The organism is Furfurilactobacillus curtus (assembly GCF_045862785.1).
Taxonomy (GTDB): domain Bacteria; phylum Bacillota; class Bacilli; order Lactobacillales; family Lactobacillaceae; genus Furfurilactobacillus; species Furfurilactobacillus curtus.
The window spans coordinates 25813-40408 of record NZ_BQXO01000001.1 but is presented as its reverse complement, the minus strand read 5'-3'; the positions used below and the strand labels follow the sequence as shown (position 1 = coordinate 40408).

At 43.2% G+C, this 14596-nt stretch carries 17 protein-coding genes; 2 read left to right on the top strand and 15 right to left on the bottom strand.

Annotated features, from left to right (window positions below):
* Positions 1 to 6 precede the first annotated feature (6 nt).
* On the top strand, positions 7 to 576 hold the full coding sequence (locus ACKTR2_RS00355; protein WP_407881974.1) for a hypothetical protein: 570 nt from the start codon (positions 7 to 9) through the stop codon (positions 574 to 576).
* Positions 577 to 693: 117 nt separating this feature from the next.
* The gene (locus tag ACKTR2_RS00350; protein WP_407881972.1) at positions 694 to 1038 is read left to right on the top strand and encodes a hypothetical protein; all 345 of its coding nucleotides are present in this window, start codon (positions 694 to 696) and stop codon (positions 1036 to 1038) included.
* 459 nt (positions 1039 to 1497) lie between these two features.
* On the opposite strand, the gene ACKTR2_RS00345 is transcribed toward ACKTR2_RS00350, so the two are convergent.
* The 15 genes from ACKTR2_RS00345 to ACKTR2_RS00275 form a co-directional block, all read right to left on the bottom strand.
* Positions 1498 to 2352 (bottom strand): peptidoglycan amidohydrolase family protein, encoded by an 855-nt coding sequence (locus ACKTR2_RS00345; protein WP_407881971.1) that lies wholly within the window; start codon positions 2350 to 2352, stop codon positions 1498 to 1500.
* Positions 2352 to 2780, bottom strand: a complete 429-nt coding sequence (locus tag ACKTR2_RS00340; protein ID WP_407881970.1) for a phage holin, LLH family — start codon at positions 2778 to 2780, stop codon at positions 2352 to 2354. The genes ACKTR2_RS00345 and ACKTR2_RS00340 overlap by 1 nt, the downstream gene beginning before the upstream one ends.
* A gap of 5 nt (positions 2781 to 2785) precedes the next feature.
* Positions 2786 to 3082, bottom strand: coding sequence for a hypothetical protein (locus ACKTR2_RS00335; RefSeq protein WP_407881969.1), 297 nt, complete (start codon positions 3080 to 3082; stop codon positions 2786 to 2788).
* A complete protein-coding gene (locus tag ACKTR2_RS00330) occupies positions 3079 to 3465 on the bottom strand; it encodes a hypothetical protein (protein ID WP_407881967.1) in 387 nt (128 codons plus the stop codon). The genes ACKTR2_RS00335 and ACKTR2_RS00330 overlap by 4 nt, the downstream gene beginning before the upstream one ends.
* A 77-nt stretch (positions 3466 to 3542) precedes the next feature.
* Positions 3543 to 3698, bottom strand: coding sequence for an XkdX family protein (locus ACKTR2_RS00325; protein WP_407881966.1), 156 nt, complete (start codon positions 3696 to 3698; stop codon positions 3543 to 3545).
* Positions 3695 to 4000 (bottom strand): hypothetical protein, encoded by a 306-nt coding sequence (locus ACKTR2_RS00320; protein ID WP_407881965.1) that lies wholly within the window; start codon positions 3998 to 4000, stop codon positions 3695 to 3697. Before ACKTR2_RS00320 ends, ACKTR2_RS00325 begins: the two co-directional genes overlap by 4 nt.
* A 15-nt stretch (positions 4001 to 4015) precedes the next feature.
* Positions 4016 to 5074: a BppU family phage baseplate upper protein gene (locus ACKTR2_RS00315; protein ID WP_407881964.1), complete on the bottom strand. Its 1059-nt coding sequence runs from the start codon at positions 5072 to 5074 to the stop codon at positions 4016 to 4018.
* Positions 5075 to 5127: 53 nt separating this feature from the next.
* The gene (locus ACKTR2_RS00310; protein ID WP_407881963.1) at positions 5128 to 6114 is read right to left on the bottom strand and encodes an SGNH/GDSL hydrolase family protein; all 987 of its coding nucleotides are present in this window, start codon (positions 6112 to 6114) and stop codon (positions 5128 to 5130) included.
* Entirely contained in the window at positions 6107 to 6991 is an 885-nt protein-coding gene (locus ACKTR2_RS00305) for a phage head spike fiber domain-containing protein (protein WP_407881962.1), read from the bottom strand. Before ACKTR2_RS00305 ends, ACKTR2_RS00310 begins: the two co-directional genes overlap by 8 nt.
* On the bottom strand, positions 6992 to 8113 hold the full coding sequence (locus tag ACKTR2_RS00300) for a phage tail protein (RefSeq protein ID WP_407881961.1): 1122 nt from the start codon (positions 8111 to 8113) through the stop codon (positions 6992 to 6994).
* Positions 8114 to 8127: 14 nt separating this feature from the next.
* Positions 8128 to 8955, bottom strand: coding sequence for a phage tail domain-containing protein (locus ACKTR2_RS00295; protein WP_407881959.1), 828 nt, complete (start codon positions 8953 to 8955; stop codon positions 8128 to 8130).
* A gap of 161 nt (positions 8956 to 9116) precedes the next feature.
* A complete protein-coding gene (locus ACKTR2_RS00290) occupies positions 9117 to 13232 on the bottom strand; it encodes a tape measure protein (RefSeq protein ID WP_407881957.1) in 4116 nt (1371 codons plus the stop codon).
* Positions 13229 to 13384: a hypothetical protein gene (locus ACKTR2_RS00285; RefSeq protein ID WP_407881955.1), complete on the bottom strand. Its 156-nt coding sequence runs from the start codon at positions 13382 to 13384 to the stop codon at positions 13229 to 13231. Before ACKTR2_RS00285 ends, ACKTR2_RS00290 begins: the two co-directional genes overlap by 4 nt.
* 52 nt (positions 13385 to 13436) lie before the next feature.
* A complete protein-coding gene (locus ACKTR2_RS00280; protein ID WP_407881953.1) occupies positions 13437 to 13787 on the bottom strand; it encodes a phage tail tube assembly chaperone in 351 nt (116 codons plus the stop codon).
* Between the two features lie 144 nt (positions 13788 to 13931).
* Positions 13932 to 14588 (bottom strand): phage tail protein, encoded by a 657-nt coding sequence (locus ACKTR2_RS00275; RefSeq protein WP_407881951.1) that lies wholly within the window; start codon positions 14586 to 14588, stop codon positions 13932 to 13934.
* Positions 14589 to 14596 lie beyond the last annotated feature (8 nt).

Here is a 14596-nt window from a genome sequence, read left to right as displayed (position 1 = left end):
TTCGTTATGAAAAAAATAATCCTATTAGGTACTATTTTAATCGGTTCTGGGTTGTTAACTGCCTGCGGTCAAGATGCGGCCCCTTCTTCAAAACCAACCACTGCAGATACGGCTCGCTCATCGTCTAAAGCGGCGTCAGCTAGACGTAAACAAGCTTCATTGGAGTCTTCTGCAAAAGCTAATTCGCTGTCCTTAGATCGAGAATCGTCGCGATCTAAGGCTAAAAGCGCTGCAAGTCAGTCAATAGCTGATGCAAATGCTGCGGCCCAAGCAAGCGCCGATGCACAAGCACAAGCTGATCAACAGGCACAGGATCAACAAGATACGGCAGACGAACAAGGCAGTACGGCTGCCGGAACCAGTAACGCTTCCAGCTCTGCAGTGAATAGCACTACACCAAGCTACAGTGGCGGCTACTCGGGAACTCGCGCTAGTCAGCGTCCAACTTGGTCCCCTCAACGCCCCACTTATACCCCTTCATCGCCAGTACAACAGCCAACCATCGCAAATGGTAGTGGTGCTGGTACTACCGATAGTGTTTCTGGTGCGCTGGCGCCCGACACTGCCGGCGAATAAAGTTTCGGAAATCAAATTAAAAAACACCCATCCTATTCATGTTAAATTTGATCCGCAAATTTAACATGAATAGCATCAAAACATATCCCGTAAATCAGGATTGGAGCGAAAAAAGAAATGAAAAAAGTTATAAAACGAGGCGTATCAGCGGCGCTTATTCTCGCCCTGCTCTTATTATTAGCCGCCTGTGGAAGTGAGTCTACCAAAGCAGACTACACCACTAAACAGGCTGAAACGGCGCTTCAAAAAGGTAAAGACCTTAAAGACAAAACCATCAGCATTCGTGCCGATAAACTCGTACCGGATAGTGCATTTGGTTATAACATTGAGACTGGTAAACATCTTAACTTTGTTTCCGAAAACAACCCGCACATCAAAAAAGGCCAAAAGGTAATCGTGAAGGTTAAGCGGGTCACAAGTCAACTTGGCTCATTCATTATTACTTACAATAAAATAAGGTAAAACAGGCGAATTTTATTGCATCTTTTTTGAACAGGAATTTGAAGAAGATCGTTTTCAGTCTTCTTCAAATTCCTGTTTCTTTCCCCGTTTACCCCTAAAATAGGCTGACGGGAAACTTTATACGAATATCCATCCAACTTGTACTGACTTATACAAGAAGTTTCAAAACATTTAAAAGCCTATGTACCGGCGATAGCGCCGGTACATAGGCTTTTTTTATAGACAAACAAAAAAGACCCCTTTCAGGGTCTAAGGATGCCGCCGGTGGGGGTCGAACGTTTCTTTGAACCCTTTGATACCAGTAACTTAGAGAAGCTAAAGATTGGGACGCTCACGAGACACTCACGAAATATGATAGGTCGATCATACATAAAAAGCCCTAACCTCCCGTGTAATAGGAAGTTAGGGCATTTTAAGCATCAAGAAGTAATTTTAATCTGTGATCAAATTGTTATTTAATTAAGCTGCTAAAACTGCATCGGCGTTAAACCAGATTAGTCCACCGTTATCTCCTAGATCGATGGCAATGCCATTAGTTGCATCGTCATAATCGGCAATTGGCCAATAGTTCTTGTCAAATCGTGCATGGTTACCAGGTTGCGCGTCATTCTGGTTAGGGTTATCCGTTAGAGAAACAAGCACTAACGGAACACCGTTGACCGTCCAATCCGGGTTATCACCAGACAATTCGCTAGATAGGCCTTGCCACATGCCGTTAACGAATGAGATTTGATCAAGTTTCCACGGATGATTATTGAAATTAATCCACCCGCCTGCTTGCTTAAATTGCGTGATTGCATCGGTATCACGGTACTCAGCTGGCACTGGTTGCGGTCCATTACCTTGAACAGCTGCTGAATCTGTCATGCGATAGACGTAGTAGTAAGGATAGTTGTCTAACGCCACAAAGCTGTTGTAAGGAAGCTCTTGCACCGCTGTGCCAACCTCGCCGCCAGTATAATAACAAGTGCTGATGCAGTTCGTTCCGTCGGTCATGATCATAATATGACCACCAGCACCAGCAGAAGCGCCTAGCTGACCCCAAATGACAATGTCTCCGGCTTGTGCGTCCCATCCGTTCTGATCGTTTTCCACAATCAGCTCAAAACCATTGTTAGTTAAATATGGGTGAATGGTTTCAGTTGAGTATAGATAGGCATAACGACTAGCACCAGAATCATATAGGGCTTGCGTCATCGATCCGGAGCAGTCTGCTGTGCCATCGTCACCGTTTCGCGATCCATACATTGAGTAAGTCAGTTTCCCCTCACGATCGTAGAACCATTGAATGACTTTATTAATGTCTACTGCCATTATTTAATCCCTCCAATCTTATGATTGATAGGGCCACCTGATTGCGCAACAGTTGCGCCGTTAACAACAGCTTGCTTTTTTACGGCAGGCGCGTTGGTCTGTGCGAACGCTTGGTAAGCACGCTCGACTGAGTCACTTACACGATCGGGATCAATACTAATTCCCTTATCTGACAGAGCTTTGTTAACCTTTGCCACAGCCTCCTGTTTTTTAACAGAACCAGTCATGTTATAGCTGGTTGACAGGCCTTGCACGGCTGTATCTGCTAGATTAAGCAATACTTCCTCAACCTGCTTAGCTTTACTAGCTTTCTGCGTCGCAATCCACTGATGTGCAGCAGGTGATAGCACTTTGAAATACAGAGCAAATAAAAAGCCACTGGCTAACAGCCAAGTGACCACATCATTGATATTAAGATGTAAATTCATTCTACCTACTTATCCTCCATCATTTCTTTGACCTCTTTTGTTAATTTACCAATTTGATGAGTCATGTCATCGATCATTCTAGATTGCTCCTCAACTTTCGTCTGAAGCTTTATGACTTGCGCTTTAAGCTCATCACGCTCGCTCGTAATCTTATCCAATCGATCCCACAATTCTCCGGTGTGATCAGCATAGATATCCTCGCGATCCGTCTGATTCTTTTTAATAGTTGATCTGTACGTCAAATACCCTGTGAACGAACTGCCCATGACTACAGACACAATCGTCTCAATGAGATGGTTCATAAACGGTCACCCCACCTCGCCTCGACCAGAATCCGCATCACAACGGCGCCTGCTAAGATTGTGCCAATACCGACTGGACCCGGTGAATTGTAGTCATGCCATAGGAATAAGACAAAGTAGATCGTCCACACTATCTGCATGGCGGTTAACACTAATGCTTTGGCCTTAAACCAATGCACGTCCCATAACCCGACAAACAAGGCTAGCAGCCCGACACAAATCAAAGCAACCGCGACATAAGGATCAGCGAAATGATGAACAAACGGCTCAAATTGGTCTTTGTCAACAAAATAGTTACGTACATAGACAAAATAGAAACCCAAGATAAAGGTTTCTAATCCAGTTTCAACAACGAAATGATTCTTAACAAAGTTGTGCCACAAAATCGCCTCACTTCCTTTCTATACTAATGCCTTAGATTCATGCAGTGCGTCAACATTTAAGACCTTTAGTCGGGTCATTATTCAGTAGTAGTCTGCGCCACATAATCATCACCTGTGATTTCTTTAAATTGATCGGCGGTTATAACTTTATTTGAAACTTGTACCTTTAAATCAGCGGCCGTCATCGTGTGCCACTGTTGATAGAACAATTTAAATAAATCAAAAAACATCATTTATTCCCTCCATTTTGATTTGCTAATTGCGTGGTTAATGTTGTGATAACTGATTGTAATTGATTAATCTGAGTTTCCATATCGGCATTTTGTTTGGTGATTTCAGTAATCGTTTGTTGCTCAGCAGTCGCTGCCGCAATTGGTTCCGTTACCCAATCGTTTTTTTCAAAATCAAAATAAACTTCTGGACTATTGTAATGTGGTGCCAATTTGGTCATCTTTGAAGGGTCAAATTGGTCAGCTGATACGTCCGCAAACCCGGCAAAGTGATGATTATCATCAATTAAATAAACTTCCGCCATTTTAGCTCCTTTCTACTATTTATTAACTAGATATGAAAAGTTGATGTCACATCCGGCATTGGCCGCTTGAGCTTCCCCAGCAGAATGCACAGTAATGCGATCGGCATGATCACCTTGTGGAACGAAAAACATCACGATCGTATCCCCAATGTGCCCCATATCATTAATAAGCAAGTCCCCGGGATGAAAAGGGATGACGCCGGTTGGAACGTTGGCCACTTGATAAACCCCCAATTTTTCAGTTCCATTCGGCCAAATTGCCCAAGCATAAAATGCGACTAAATAGGCCGCGCCTAAATCAACTTGGAAAAACGCCCCAGTTCCGGTAGCACCCCCGGTTAAATCAACATTAAATCTTTCGACTGTACCGATCCCTTTAGATAATGCTGCAATCGCATTAAAACTGCCAGCGCCAGTTGTAAAATCATCAGCGTGTTGTACACCGGTAAAGTTATTCCCACCGTTTAGAAGAGCTACCTTTTTGTTGGCAATATCGTTTAAAACTTCTTGGATGCTGGTTTGGCCGGTGCTGATTGCCTGCTGAAGGGCATCCATCTCTGTTTTTAGCGGTGTGACACCTGCTTGTACTTGAGCAATAATTTCATCAACTGTTTGCAAATAAGTCTGCGATGAAGTTTGCGTTAGTTTTGTGTCGTCCGTATCAACATTAAAAACAATTGGTACCGAACTAATCACAGTCCCATTATCGTCAATTAAATCTAAAAAGGCATTGAGCACTTGGCCTGCCGCTTCATAGACTTGTCCGGGCACGGTAATAGTCACTAACCCCAGTTGATTGCTGACTAGACTGTAGTCATCGCCAAATTGCTTGACAGTCCCTTGTGCATCGAGCACCTTAATCCTCGGTCTTAAACCAGTTAGATTATACGGAATTAGTCCAGTCTGTGATTGTTTAACTAAACGCAACATTGCCGTTCGTCCATTGTCACCTTGACGACCGTTGAATTGCTTAATTGTATAAGCGGTACCGCCATCGCCAAGCGTCATATTGACTGTTTCATACTGTCCCGACCAGACTGTATCCATTAGCGTGCGGCCTTGATTATCAGACATCTTTATCCTTCTTTCTTTGTGCAAACTAAAAGCCGATAACAGTTCGTCATCGGCTACATTTCTATTTGATTAACTTGTAACAGCGCTTGATTCATCACTTTAAAACAATCATTTAATTTATCAATATTTAATACCAACGAATAAGGTATTGGAATCATCAACGTGTTTAACTCGCCGGTTAATGAACCAATCATCCCGACAAGCTCATTAATGATTTGTTGTGCTTGCTTAAACGCGCCAATCATTTGAAGTCTAAATTCTCGATCAAGTAAGTCAGCATCAATTAACTTGATCTGATTAAGTGCCCCATCACCAAGCCCTAAGGAACCATAATTACCCCAGAAACCATTCATCACCCGATTAAAAATGTCAAAATTATCGTTTAAATCATCCTGGATATGATCAAGGTTGGTCATCATTCGCAAAACCAATCGCGGATTTTCAGAGATAAAATCCGCGATACGGTTTCCTAACAGTTCATAGGTGGACTGAGAAGGATGTAAGACACCGTCTGCCAACAATTGTTGATGATTCTCCACCGTAATAATTGGATTTTGGCGCCAATCAAGCGTTGTAATGCCACGACTTTGAAACGTTTGTTTTAGCGCATCAATTAATCCATTTTCGGAATACCCTGCTGCCTTTGGCGTATCAGGATTAGGAACGTCAACAAATGCAGGCAACGGCAGCAGCGCATAAACTTTGATATCAGCATTCTTGGCATAAATAGCATCAAGACAAACGTTCAATTGGTCAGTAATCGTCTTGATCGGCACACTGATGTCGTCTAAGTCATTAATTCCATAGGCTACCGTACATGCATCATATTGAGTCAGATCTGTGGATTGAATATTAGGCAACAGATCATTAGGTCGATCACCAACGATTCGACCTTCATTCTGTCCACGATTGGCTACGTCAATCCCTAGCTTTTTGCCAATCCAATAAGCTAATGGATGAGCAACAAAACCTGATCCATTCCAACCAGCCGTGATCGAGTCACCAAACATCACTAAATTTATAATTCCTACATTAGCCATCTGACACCTTCTTCCACGTCACGTTACCAGCGTTATCAATCGTTGGCGCCCATGTGCTACCATCTGGTGACGTTAGCCGAGGAATATCTGGCTTGTCAGCAATCAGTGACCATTGGTAAGCTGTTGGATCTAAACTATCTGCTTGTGTAAAATCAGTGTAGGTCCCCATGTAGATAGGATGTGCTTCTGCTGGTGCTGGTGACCATGAGGTAGCTACACTACCCTTTTCCAGCTTGATTCCGGCGATTTGTATGGTATTGGTATTTTCATTACTTCGTTCAATTCGAGGACGTAGATAACCGTCGCTAGTAGCAACTATTGTCGCTGACACTCTCTGCCATGAATCTGTTATGGTTACTGTTTTATTGGCTGGATTGGATGAAGCAGTGCTATAACTACCTTCAGGGTTACCGTTGAGTTGCCAATATATAGTACTTGTTCCAGTACCACTTGTATTTTTTGCATACACACTATAAGTTAAAATATCACCTTTTTTAACTTGGATATACTGGCTCAGTCCACTCCAATCTCGTGTTGTCTGCATTACAGCTAATCCATTATAGGTATCCGTAGTTTTTGTCCATGAACTGGATCCCCACCATGATGCTAGGTTGTCAAAATTCTTTGTATCTGTGTACAGATTAGTTCCACCACCAACATAAAACCCATCCTTACCATCAGCACTATTGGCGTATGCAATGTGAGTATAGCTAGTTTTACCATCTGCGCCTTTGATTGTAACCGCAGCTTGGATTGCATCAGCTAAGTCTTTCTGATTAACCAAGTCGGTCGGACGTCCTTCTAGCGTTGTCCAAGATGGCCATTTTTTCAGCATTAAAGTAACCGCATCTTTAAGGCTGGCTGGATCAAGAGCCATTCAATCGCCTCCCATATTTGCTAAATTTTGTAACGATGTCTGGTCGGTTATCATTGGCAATATAACATTTCCCGAATAATCTACCGAGTTTCGGATTCTGTTACTGATATCGTTTAAACGATGAGTGTTGGCTGATTGTATCTCTAGGAAGTTGGCTGTTAAGTTGTTCAATGTGATTGAAGTGGCTTTCTGGCTAAAGGGATACTCTTGTACGGATACTGTCTCAACCATCGTCTGATAATCTGCTGGCAAAACTTGTAACATCCACATTTCGCCAAGTTGTGGTGTATCTTTGTTGTTCATGGTGACGGTAATTGTCGTTGGCGGTTCACTCTGCATCTTACTAAGTGCGTAAGTGCGCATTGCATCAGCGTCAGTAAACCTTTCGTCTGAAATATCGTCTCCATCACGTTGACCCCAACGTTTAACGCTGTCATCGTCTTGAACTATGAATGGTTGAAAGGATGGCGTTGAACCAGAGTCACCATTATCGTTTTGCTTACCTGAAACCATAACTGTGTTGACGATGTTAGAGCTATCAACGGCTAGTGATACTTCACTAGCGTTATGTTGATAACGAATGGCCATCTGTGTATTGCGCTTCCATGAGTTCTCATCGTAAAAGTGGATCGTCCGTTCATCTGGCCAAACAGCATAAACATTATAATCAGTAATCAACGTGCTGATTCCATCAATCACAGAACATTTACCAAAATCAGTCAGCTCTGTGTTGGCAAACGTCCCATGGATTTGAAAGTCGAAGCCAGTGTTCAAGCCGTCTAATAAAAATGACATCGCATCATTCAAGGATAACGTCACTGCACCTGCTTTTTGTTGACGTTGTCGTCTGCCGTTCAATTGGTAGAACACATGAGTAGCTGTAACAGTAACCTCGTGAACTTCACCGTTCCAGTCATCTGTGAGCTGCTTGATGATGAACTCTTGATTGTTCCACCAAACAGAATTCTCAATCTGCAGGAGCTCGAAACCGACGCTATTGTCGTCAAAGGCAACAAAGTCCAACTGATATTGGCTGTTACGTTGACGTGTAACTTGAAAGCTGTCCCAATCGAAGCAGTCCAGAACATCCGTGTGCTGGCGTTGAATGTCCTGAACGACCACTTTGTCTCCAGTTATCATTGTAGATAGATGAATGGAAAGGAAAAAGTTACATCGACATTGTTCAAGCCAGTAATGACAATGTCATTGTTTCCTTTGTTCAGCACAATGTGCCCATAATCGGTCTCTAAACTGTCTAATTGACCGTTGAGAAACGCATGGACACCGTCTAAGACAAACTCATCCGTATTAGTCATCGAATGTGTGCATTTGAACGACGTTCCGTTCGTCTTATTTTCTAATTCAAACTGTCCAGCACCTTTGATCGTGATTTTCAAAGTATGCCGTTGACGGTATGGATCAATGTTAAGGTCAGACGGGTTGAAAATGTTAAATTCATTTTCATTAAAGTGATAGCTAGGCAGTTGTTCTGGTAATTGCAGGCCAATCTGTAAAGCGTCAGGACTATTAGCGATTTCATCACTGTTTACAAGTGAATACCACATGCCAGATACATTGTCGAACTGAATATCAATTGTCGAATCATTGGTATGATTTAATGGTTGAATTTCAAACGGTTCGGCAACAACATAAGCCACTTTTCCCGGCTCAATATCATCACGAATCCGGATTGGTGTGCGTGAACTAATCAGCGAATAAACCCTAGCAGCCGTTAATTTTAAGTCCTGAATATCTATGGCTCGTGCAAACAAATGCACCGTCACGGTTGAGGTGTTGTAAGTAACGTTCTGTAACAGCTGGCCATCACTGCCAGCTGATTCTAGGTAGCTTGGTGTGATTTGTGGAGCAGAATTATCAATTCCAAGCATCTTAACGGATGATAGTACATCATTGATTTCAAATTCTGGTTCGTCTTGTTTCTTAATGTAAAGTTTTCCGTACACTTAATAGTCCTCCTAACTAAGGCTTTGATTGTTGAGAATCTGACCTCGTTGTTGCACGGAGCTTAATAGCGTGTCAAAAGCGTTAGTGCTGCGCGGCTGTTGCTGGTTTTGCTGCTGTTTGTTTTGACGTAAAGCTCACTCAATTTACATCCCCCCTAATGTTAAAACACCTGCATGTCATGCAAACGTTGGTCTTTAGCCATCTTTTTGTACATCGTTGGCATGTCTATGCCGCTATTACGGATGGCTGTGATTTGGTCGGCCGACAAGCCCAAAAGCTGAGCAAACATTGTCAGCAACTGGTCAAACTTTGTGTTCATCTTGGCCAGCACATCTGAATTATCAGTGGTGCCTACCGTAGTCGCACCGCCGTTAATTTGGTTGACAGCCTGTCCCAACAGCTGCCAAGCACGGCTTGTTTTGGTTAATGGCAAGATTGTTTCTGGGCCATCTTCGCCAACAAGCGCATGGATTGGCTGTGTGATCAAACCACCATTGGCGTAACCGTGACCATTACCTAAAAATGAAAGGCTTGAACCATAACGTGCTTTGGCATAGCGCAATCCAGCAAGAATATCATCATAGCCATTGAAAATATCACCATGTCCTGGAAAAGCATTAGCAAGAAACGTACCCCTTTTGGTTTGCATTAACCCCAGTGCTGGGCCACTACCATCACCATCTGGATCTGCACCAGCTTGCCGTGCTTTTTCGTTACCACGTGATTCTGTTTGAATTTGCCGTAACACACGGTTAACCATTGAATCACTAGTACTTAACCCATTAGCTGCCAGTGCTTCTTTAACTTGACCGGCCCAGCGCTCAACACCAGCACCGGACGGAGCACCCTTACCTCCGCCACCATCACCTAGTGTGTCTTGCAACTTTTTCAGTTCTTTTTTAAACCAATCAACAACACTGCCTGTTAATTTGTTAATAACACCACCGGCTAAGTTGCTAAACATTTCAACACCACCGGAAATGCCGCTAATACTTGACTTGATTAAATTGGTTACTTTCCCGACTGGGTTAGCAAGCCAATCACCAACGGCCTCCAACTTGTCCCAAGCACCAGAAAAGAATTTGCCAACACCGCCAATTACACCACCTAAGTCGTAATGTTCAACGCCAGCCATATTCATGATGGCTTTGGTTTCTTTACCATTGAAAACGCGTGTGCCTTCTGGCAGTAATCCTGTGGCATTGCGCTTTTGAGACATGCCGACTTGACCATTAGGCAACTGGTAAAGCTCTTTCCAGTCTTCTCCAGCACCATCGTTGACCATGACCATGTGCATCTTGCGCTCAACTATACCACCTTGTGAGAAATGAACAGGTGACAGTTTGTGTAGAGCATCTTTGCCAGTAAACTTTTGCCAAACCCAGTTGATACCGCTGATAGCGCCATTAATAACGTTGATAACAGCATTCATGCCATCTGCTGCAGCATTTTTAATGCCATCCCATATGTTGTCGAAGAAAGACTTGAGTCCTGACCACATGGAACGCCATCCGGAATCTATTTTGCTGTTGCCGTCATTAATCCAGCCATGGACTGTTGACATTCCACTTTGAGCATTTTTACCAACAGTTCCCCAAAATCCGTTCCAATTTTGCGAGGTGTCTGACCAGAAGTTATCCCAGCCTTTGTGGATCCTGGCATTGGCACTATCAATCCATGATTTTGTATCATTCATACCGTTTTTGGCATTTTTTGAAGTATCTGACCAAAAGTTGTTCCAGCCATTGCTTGCATTGCTCCAAAAACTATCCCAATCTTTCTTTATCTGCTTATTAGCTGCGTCTTGCTGTTTTTGCTGTTGCTGTTGTGCAATAGAATTTTTCTTGTTTACATCATTCCAAAATCCAGTCCAGCCCTTGCCAACATCGTTCCAAAATCCATTCCAGTCTTTTTGCGCCTGCTTATTGGCTGCCTCTTGCTGTTTCTGCTGCTTTTTTTGAGCCGCATCAGTGGACTTGTTAATGCCATCCCACCATTTGACTACATTGTTAGTCATTTGACGAGCATCCCAGCCAAGACCACCTAGCCAACTATTAGCTGGCTTTTTCTTAGCATTCCAGCCATCAGTAAACTTCTTAGCGGCATCGCCGGCCCATTTACCAGCCACTTTGCCAATTGTGGCACCAACCGCTGCGCCTAAAGGGCCACCAAAGAAAGCACCGATGCCACCACCAATCAGTGTCCCGGCAGATTCACCAACAGCAGAAAACTTTTGTCCCACAGTGCCATTCTTACCAAATGCTTTTGTTAAATTCTTTATGTCACTAATCGCGTCATAAGCAATCGCAACGGGGACTGCAATTTTAGCTAGCTTGCTGCCAATGTTCAGTTTACTGAAGTTGGACAGGATTGATTGAGCTAGTTTAGTATCACCCAGCGCTTTCAGACCGCTGTACACATGACCCAATCCTGCTGCAAATTCCAGTGCTTTTTTTGTCATCCACAAACCCGCAATTACTTTGACGGTAGTTTGAATACCAGATTTGTTTTTGACAATATCATCTAACACATCATGGATAGCTTTTAGCGGGTCTTTCATCGTCTTTGCATTGGAACCACCGACATTTAGCCAACCAGCAATGTCTTTGATTGCGGTTTTAAACAAGGACCAGACTTCTTCACCAGCAATTTTGGCAATGTCCCACATATCTCCGGCAATACCAGTAACATCTTTTTTGTGTGCGGAAACATAGTCCAGAACGTTCTTGGCCCAATTAGCAATAGTTGCCAGCCCTTTACCTAGTGTAGTAGCGGCACTTTGAACAACAGATGATGTCAAAATCCCAGCAAGTGATTGCATGCCACTATTCTTAACATCAAGCAATGGTGCTGCCATTTTAGCCTTGATGGATGTCCAACTACCGGACAGCTGCGCAAGGGCACCTTCACTAGTTTTTCCAAATTGGTCAAATGTGTTCTTGCTTGTTGTCCCAACTTTATAAACCAAGTTCATGAAGTCGTCAGACTTGATTTTCCCGTCAGCAACCATTTTGGCAAATGAATCCTGACTGACTCCGGCAGCTTTGGCTAATTGTGCACCTAAGGTAGGAGCCTGCTTTTCAAGTTTGGCAAGGTTAGTTGTTGTTAAATTGCCTGAAGCAACGACACGTGTCATCGCTTTAGACAAGGAATCCATGCCGTCTCCGCCTTTGTGCGAAGCCGTGGCAATGCTGGCAATACCAGCACTAATGACAAGAGTTTTATCTGTGACACCATGCGTCATGGTATCAACGGTGGTTTGCATGTTGTTAATTTCGCCACCGGTTGCACCAGTCTCACTGCGTAAGTACGACATTTGGCCGGAAAGAATCTGGATATCATTGGCTGACTTACCCATGTTCTCCCACGTCATATTTAGCTTTTCTCCGGCCTCGTTAAGTTCTAGCCCAGACTTTACCGTGTCGGTAATGCTTGAACTTAGACGTTGCCAGCCGCTTGTGATGGCGTTGGTGATTAAGCCACCCTCAACAATTTTGTGAAGCAAACCCGGTGTCTTTTCGGCTTGCTTGTTTGTCCCCGATATAGCTTCCTTAACTCTGTTGAAAACAGATGGGTTAGCCTTATCCATTTCAGTTTGCAGGCCAGTCATAGAAGACTTAGCTTTTGCTAAACTGGTAGCTGTTTCATCAACACGCGTCTTCTGTGTTCTCCAAGCATCGGAGTCTTTGCCACTAGCACTGGCAATTTTATCTAGTTCAGCTGACTGTTTAGACAGTTGCTCATTAAGATTGGTAATGGAAGACTTATAGCCATCCATTTTGGCCTTGTTTGCTTCTTGCTGATTGCCTTCAGCCTGTAAGCGTTCAACATAAACCTGATTGGCACGTGCAGCAGCTGTGTATTCTTGTTGTAGGCCAGCCAAACCGGACTTTTGATAGTCCATTGCTTGCTTGGCACGGTCTTGTTGATACTGCATACTGGCCAGCTGCTTAGTGGCACCATCAATTTGTTGCTGATACTTTAAAAACTGTTGAGCAACATCGGCAGTATTGCCCTTCAACTCAGCTTGTTTGGCTTTTAGAGCGTCAATCTTAGCCTGCTGTGAATCAATAGACTTACCCAAGCCGTCATACTTAGCTTGAGCAGCGCCAACTGCATCACCAGCAGATTTCATCTCCGCTTCTTGAGCTTTCCAAGCATTTTGACTCGAACGAACGACCGCTGTTAATGATTTAACGGATTCGCTTGCCGACAATAGATCAAGGGCAATCTTGGTGCTCATTGTTGCATTAATTTGTTGTGCCACTTCAATCACCCTTTCTCTTTGTATTGCTTCCACATGATTGCCGGATCAACTGGCCGATCTTTCTTATCCTTGGCGGACATCATTTCCAGCATTTCAAAATAATCAGCATCATCAAAATCCTGCATTGACCAGTGGAAATACATGACTGCTTGCTTTTTCATCCATCTAAAGTCCTGTAGCTGATTTTCAAGCTCATAAACTTTGACGGCTGGGTTAATCTTTGCTTTTGCTGGCATCCTGCTTCTTGGCAGCTAAGTCAATATCCTCATCACTCATGCCCATCATGCGTTCAAAAGTGTAATTAACTGCCTGAATAGTTTCAGCGAATTCTAAATCCCCAAGTTTTTCAATTTCTTGCTTGTTCAGGTTTAAAACGGTAGTCAAGAAGTCGATTGAGTCATGTAACATATCGCGTTGAACCTTAATAATTTCTACCGGTTCCATATCGGCAATATCATCAGCCTTGGCCATCATTAATTGCAGATCATACATCTTTTCCATGTTGCGATTGCTGGTTTTAACTTCGTGTACACGATTGCTAAGTTGACTAACTTTAATTTTCATTGGTAATACCATCCTTTTTATTTGATAAGGTCGCTGTGGTGAATCGGACACCACCAAGTTCACCAGAAAGCGACTTTTGAGCATAAAAAAATAGCGCACGTTCGTGAGCCATTAATCAGTTGTTACTATGAAATTGTGCCATCATTATGGAGCTGGAGTTTTAGTGGTACCCGCTGGAGTTGTAGTGGTACCAGATCCTGTTGAACTTTCCGGCAATACGTATCCGCCGAACACTTCTTTGTACATGTTGGCTTTATCAAACCCGCTATCAAGATCGCTATAAATCTTGTATGGCTGATTATTAAAGGCCATAGTAGACAGCGCTGTGTAAGTCAAAGTGTCATCTACACGTAGTTCTGCTGCCGCATCAGTCTGAATGTTAGCTGCGGTTTCGGTCATGATGCCATCGCCAAAGCCATAATAGAAAAAGTGTAAACGGTCAATGGTTTGAGTGGTAATAAGTAAGGCCACATGAGCCTTCAAATCCTCATCCGTATAGCCGCCCTTGCTATCACTGACAAAGCCTTTGATTTGCTGCTTGGTTTTGTAATCCAAGTTGTTAATATCCAAAGCTACTGATGGTTCTGAAGTACCAACGGTAACGTCTTGGACGTTGTTGTTGCCATAGATCTTAGTAATGGTGCCTGCTAAGCCTGTAATGTTGGCAGTTTTAGTACCTAAATCTTTGTGATCGACAGTATAGATACCGTCTGTGCCTAATCCTGCCCCAGTACCAGAAATTAACTTTTGTGATTCATCTACCAAAGCTAACTTGATTTGATATAAACCTACTGTTGCCATTTGAATTC

What these genes read in the sequence shown, in the direction of transcription:
- ACKTR2_RS00355 (WP_407881974.1), top strand. Translation starts at nt 7, where the DNA reads ATGAAAAAAATAATCCTATTAGGTACTATTTTAATCGGTTCTGGGTTG.
- ACKTR2_RS00350 (WP_407881972.1), top strand. Translation starts at nt 694, where the DNA reads ATGAAAAAAGTTATAAAACGAGGCGTATCAGCGGCGCTTATTCTCGCC.
- ACKTR2_RS00345 (WP_407881971.1), bottom strand. Translation starts at nt 2,352, where the DNA reads ATGGCAGTAGACATTAATAAAGTCATTCAATGGTTCTACGATCGTGAG.
- ACKTR2_RS00340 (WP_407881970.1), bottom strand. Translation starts at nt 2,780, where the DNA reads ATGAATTTACATCTTAATATCAATGATGTGGTCACTTGGCTGTTAGCC.
- ACKTR2_RS00335 (WP_407881969.1), bottom strand. Translation starts at nt 3,082, where the DNA reads ATGAACCATCTCATTGAGACGATTGTGTCTGTAGTCATGGGCAGTTCG.
- ACKTR2_RS00325 (WP_407881966.1), bottom strand. Translation starts at nt 3,698, where the DNA reads ATGATGTTTTTTGATTTATTTAAATTGTTCTATCAACAGTGGCACACG.
- ACKTR2_RS00320 (WP_407881965.1), bottom strand. Translation starts at nt 4,000, where the DNA reads ATGGCGGAAGTTTATTTAATTGATGATAATCATCACTTTGCCGGGTTT.
- ACKTR2_RS00315 (WP_407881964.1), bottom strand. Translation starts at nt 5,074, where the DNA reads ATGTCTGATAATCAAGGCCGCACGCTAATGGATACAGTCTGGTCGGGA.
- ACKTR2_RS00310 (WP_407881963.1), bottom strand. Translation starts at nt 6,114, where the DNA reads ATGGCTAATGTAGGAATTATAAATTTAGTGATGTTTGGTGACTCGATC.
- ACKTR2_RS00305 (WP_407881962.1), bottom strand. Translation starts at nt 6,991, where the DNA reads ATGGCTCTTGATCCAGCCAGCCTTAAAGATGCGGTTACTTTAATGCTG.
- ACKTR2_RS00285 (WP_407881955.1), bottom strand. Translation starts at nt 13,384, where the DNA reads ATGAAAAAGCAAGCAGTCATGTATTTCCACTGGTCAATGCAGGATTTT.
- ACKTR2_RS00280 (WP_407881953.1), bottom strand. Translation starts at nt 13,787, where the DNA reads ATGAAAATTAAAGTTAGTCAACTTAGCAATCGTGTACACGAAGTTAAA.
- ACKTR2_RS00275 (WP_407881951.1), bottom strand. Translation starts at nt 14,588, where the DNA reads ATGGCAACAGTAGGTTTATATCAAATCAAGTTAGCTTTGGTAGATGAA.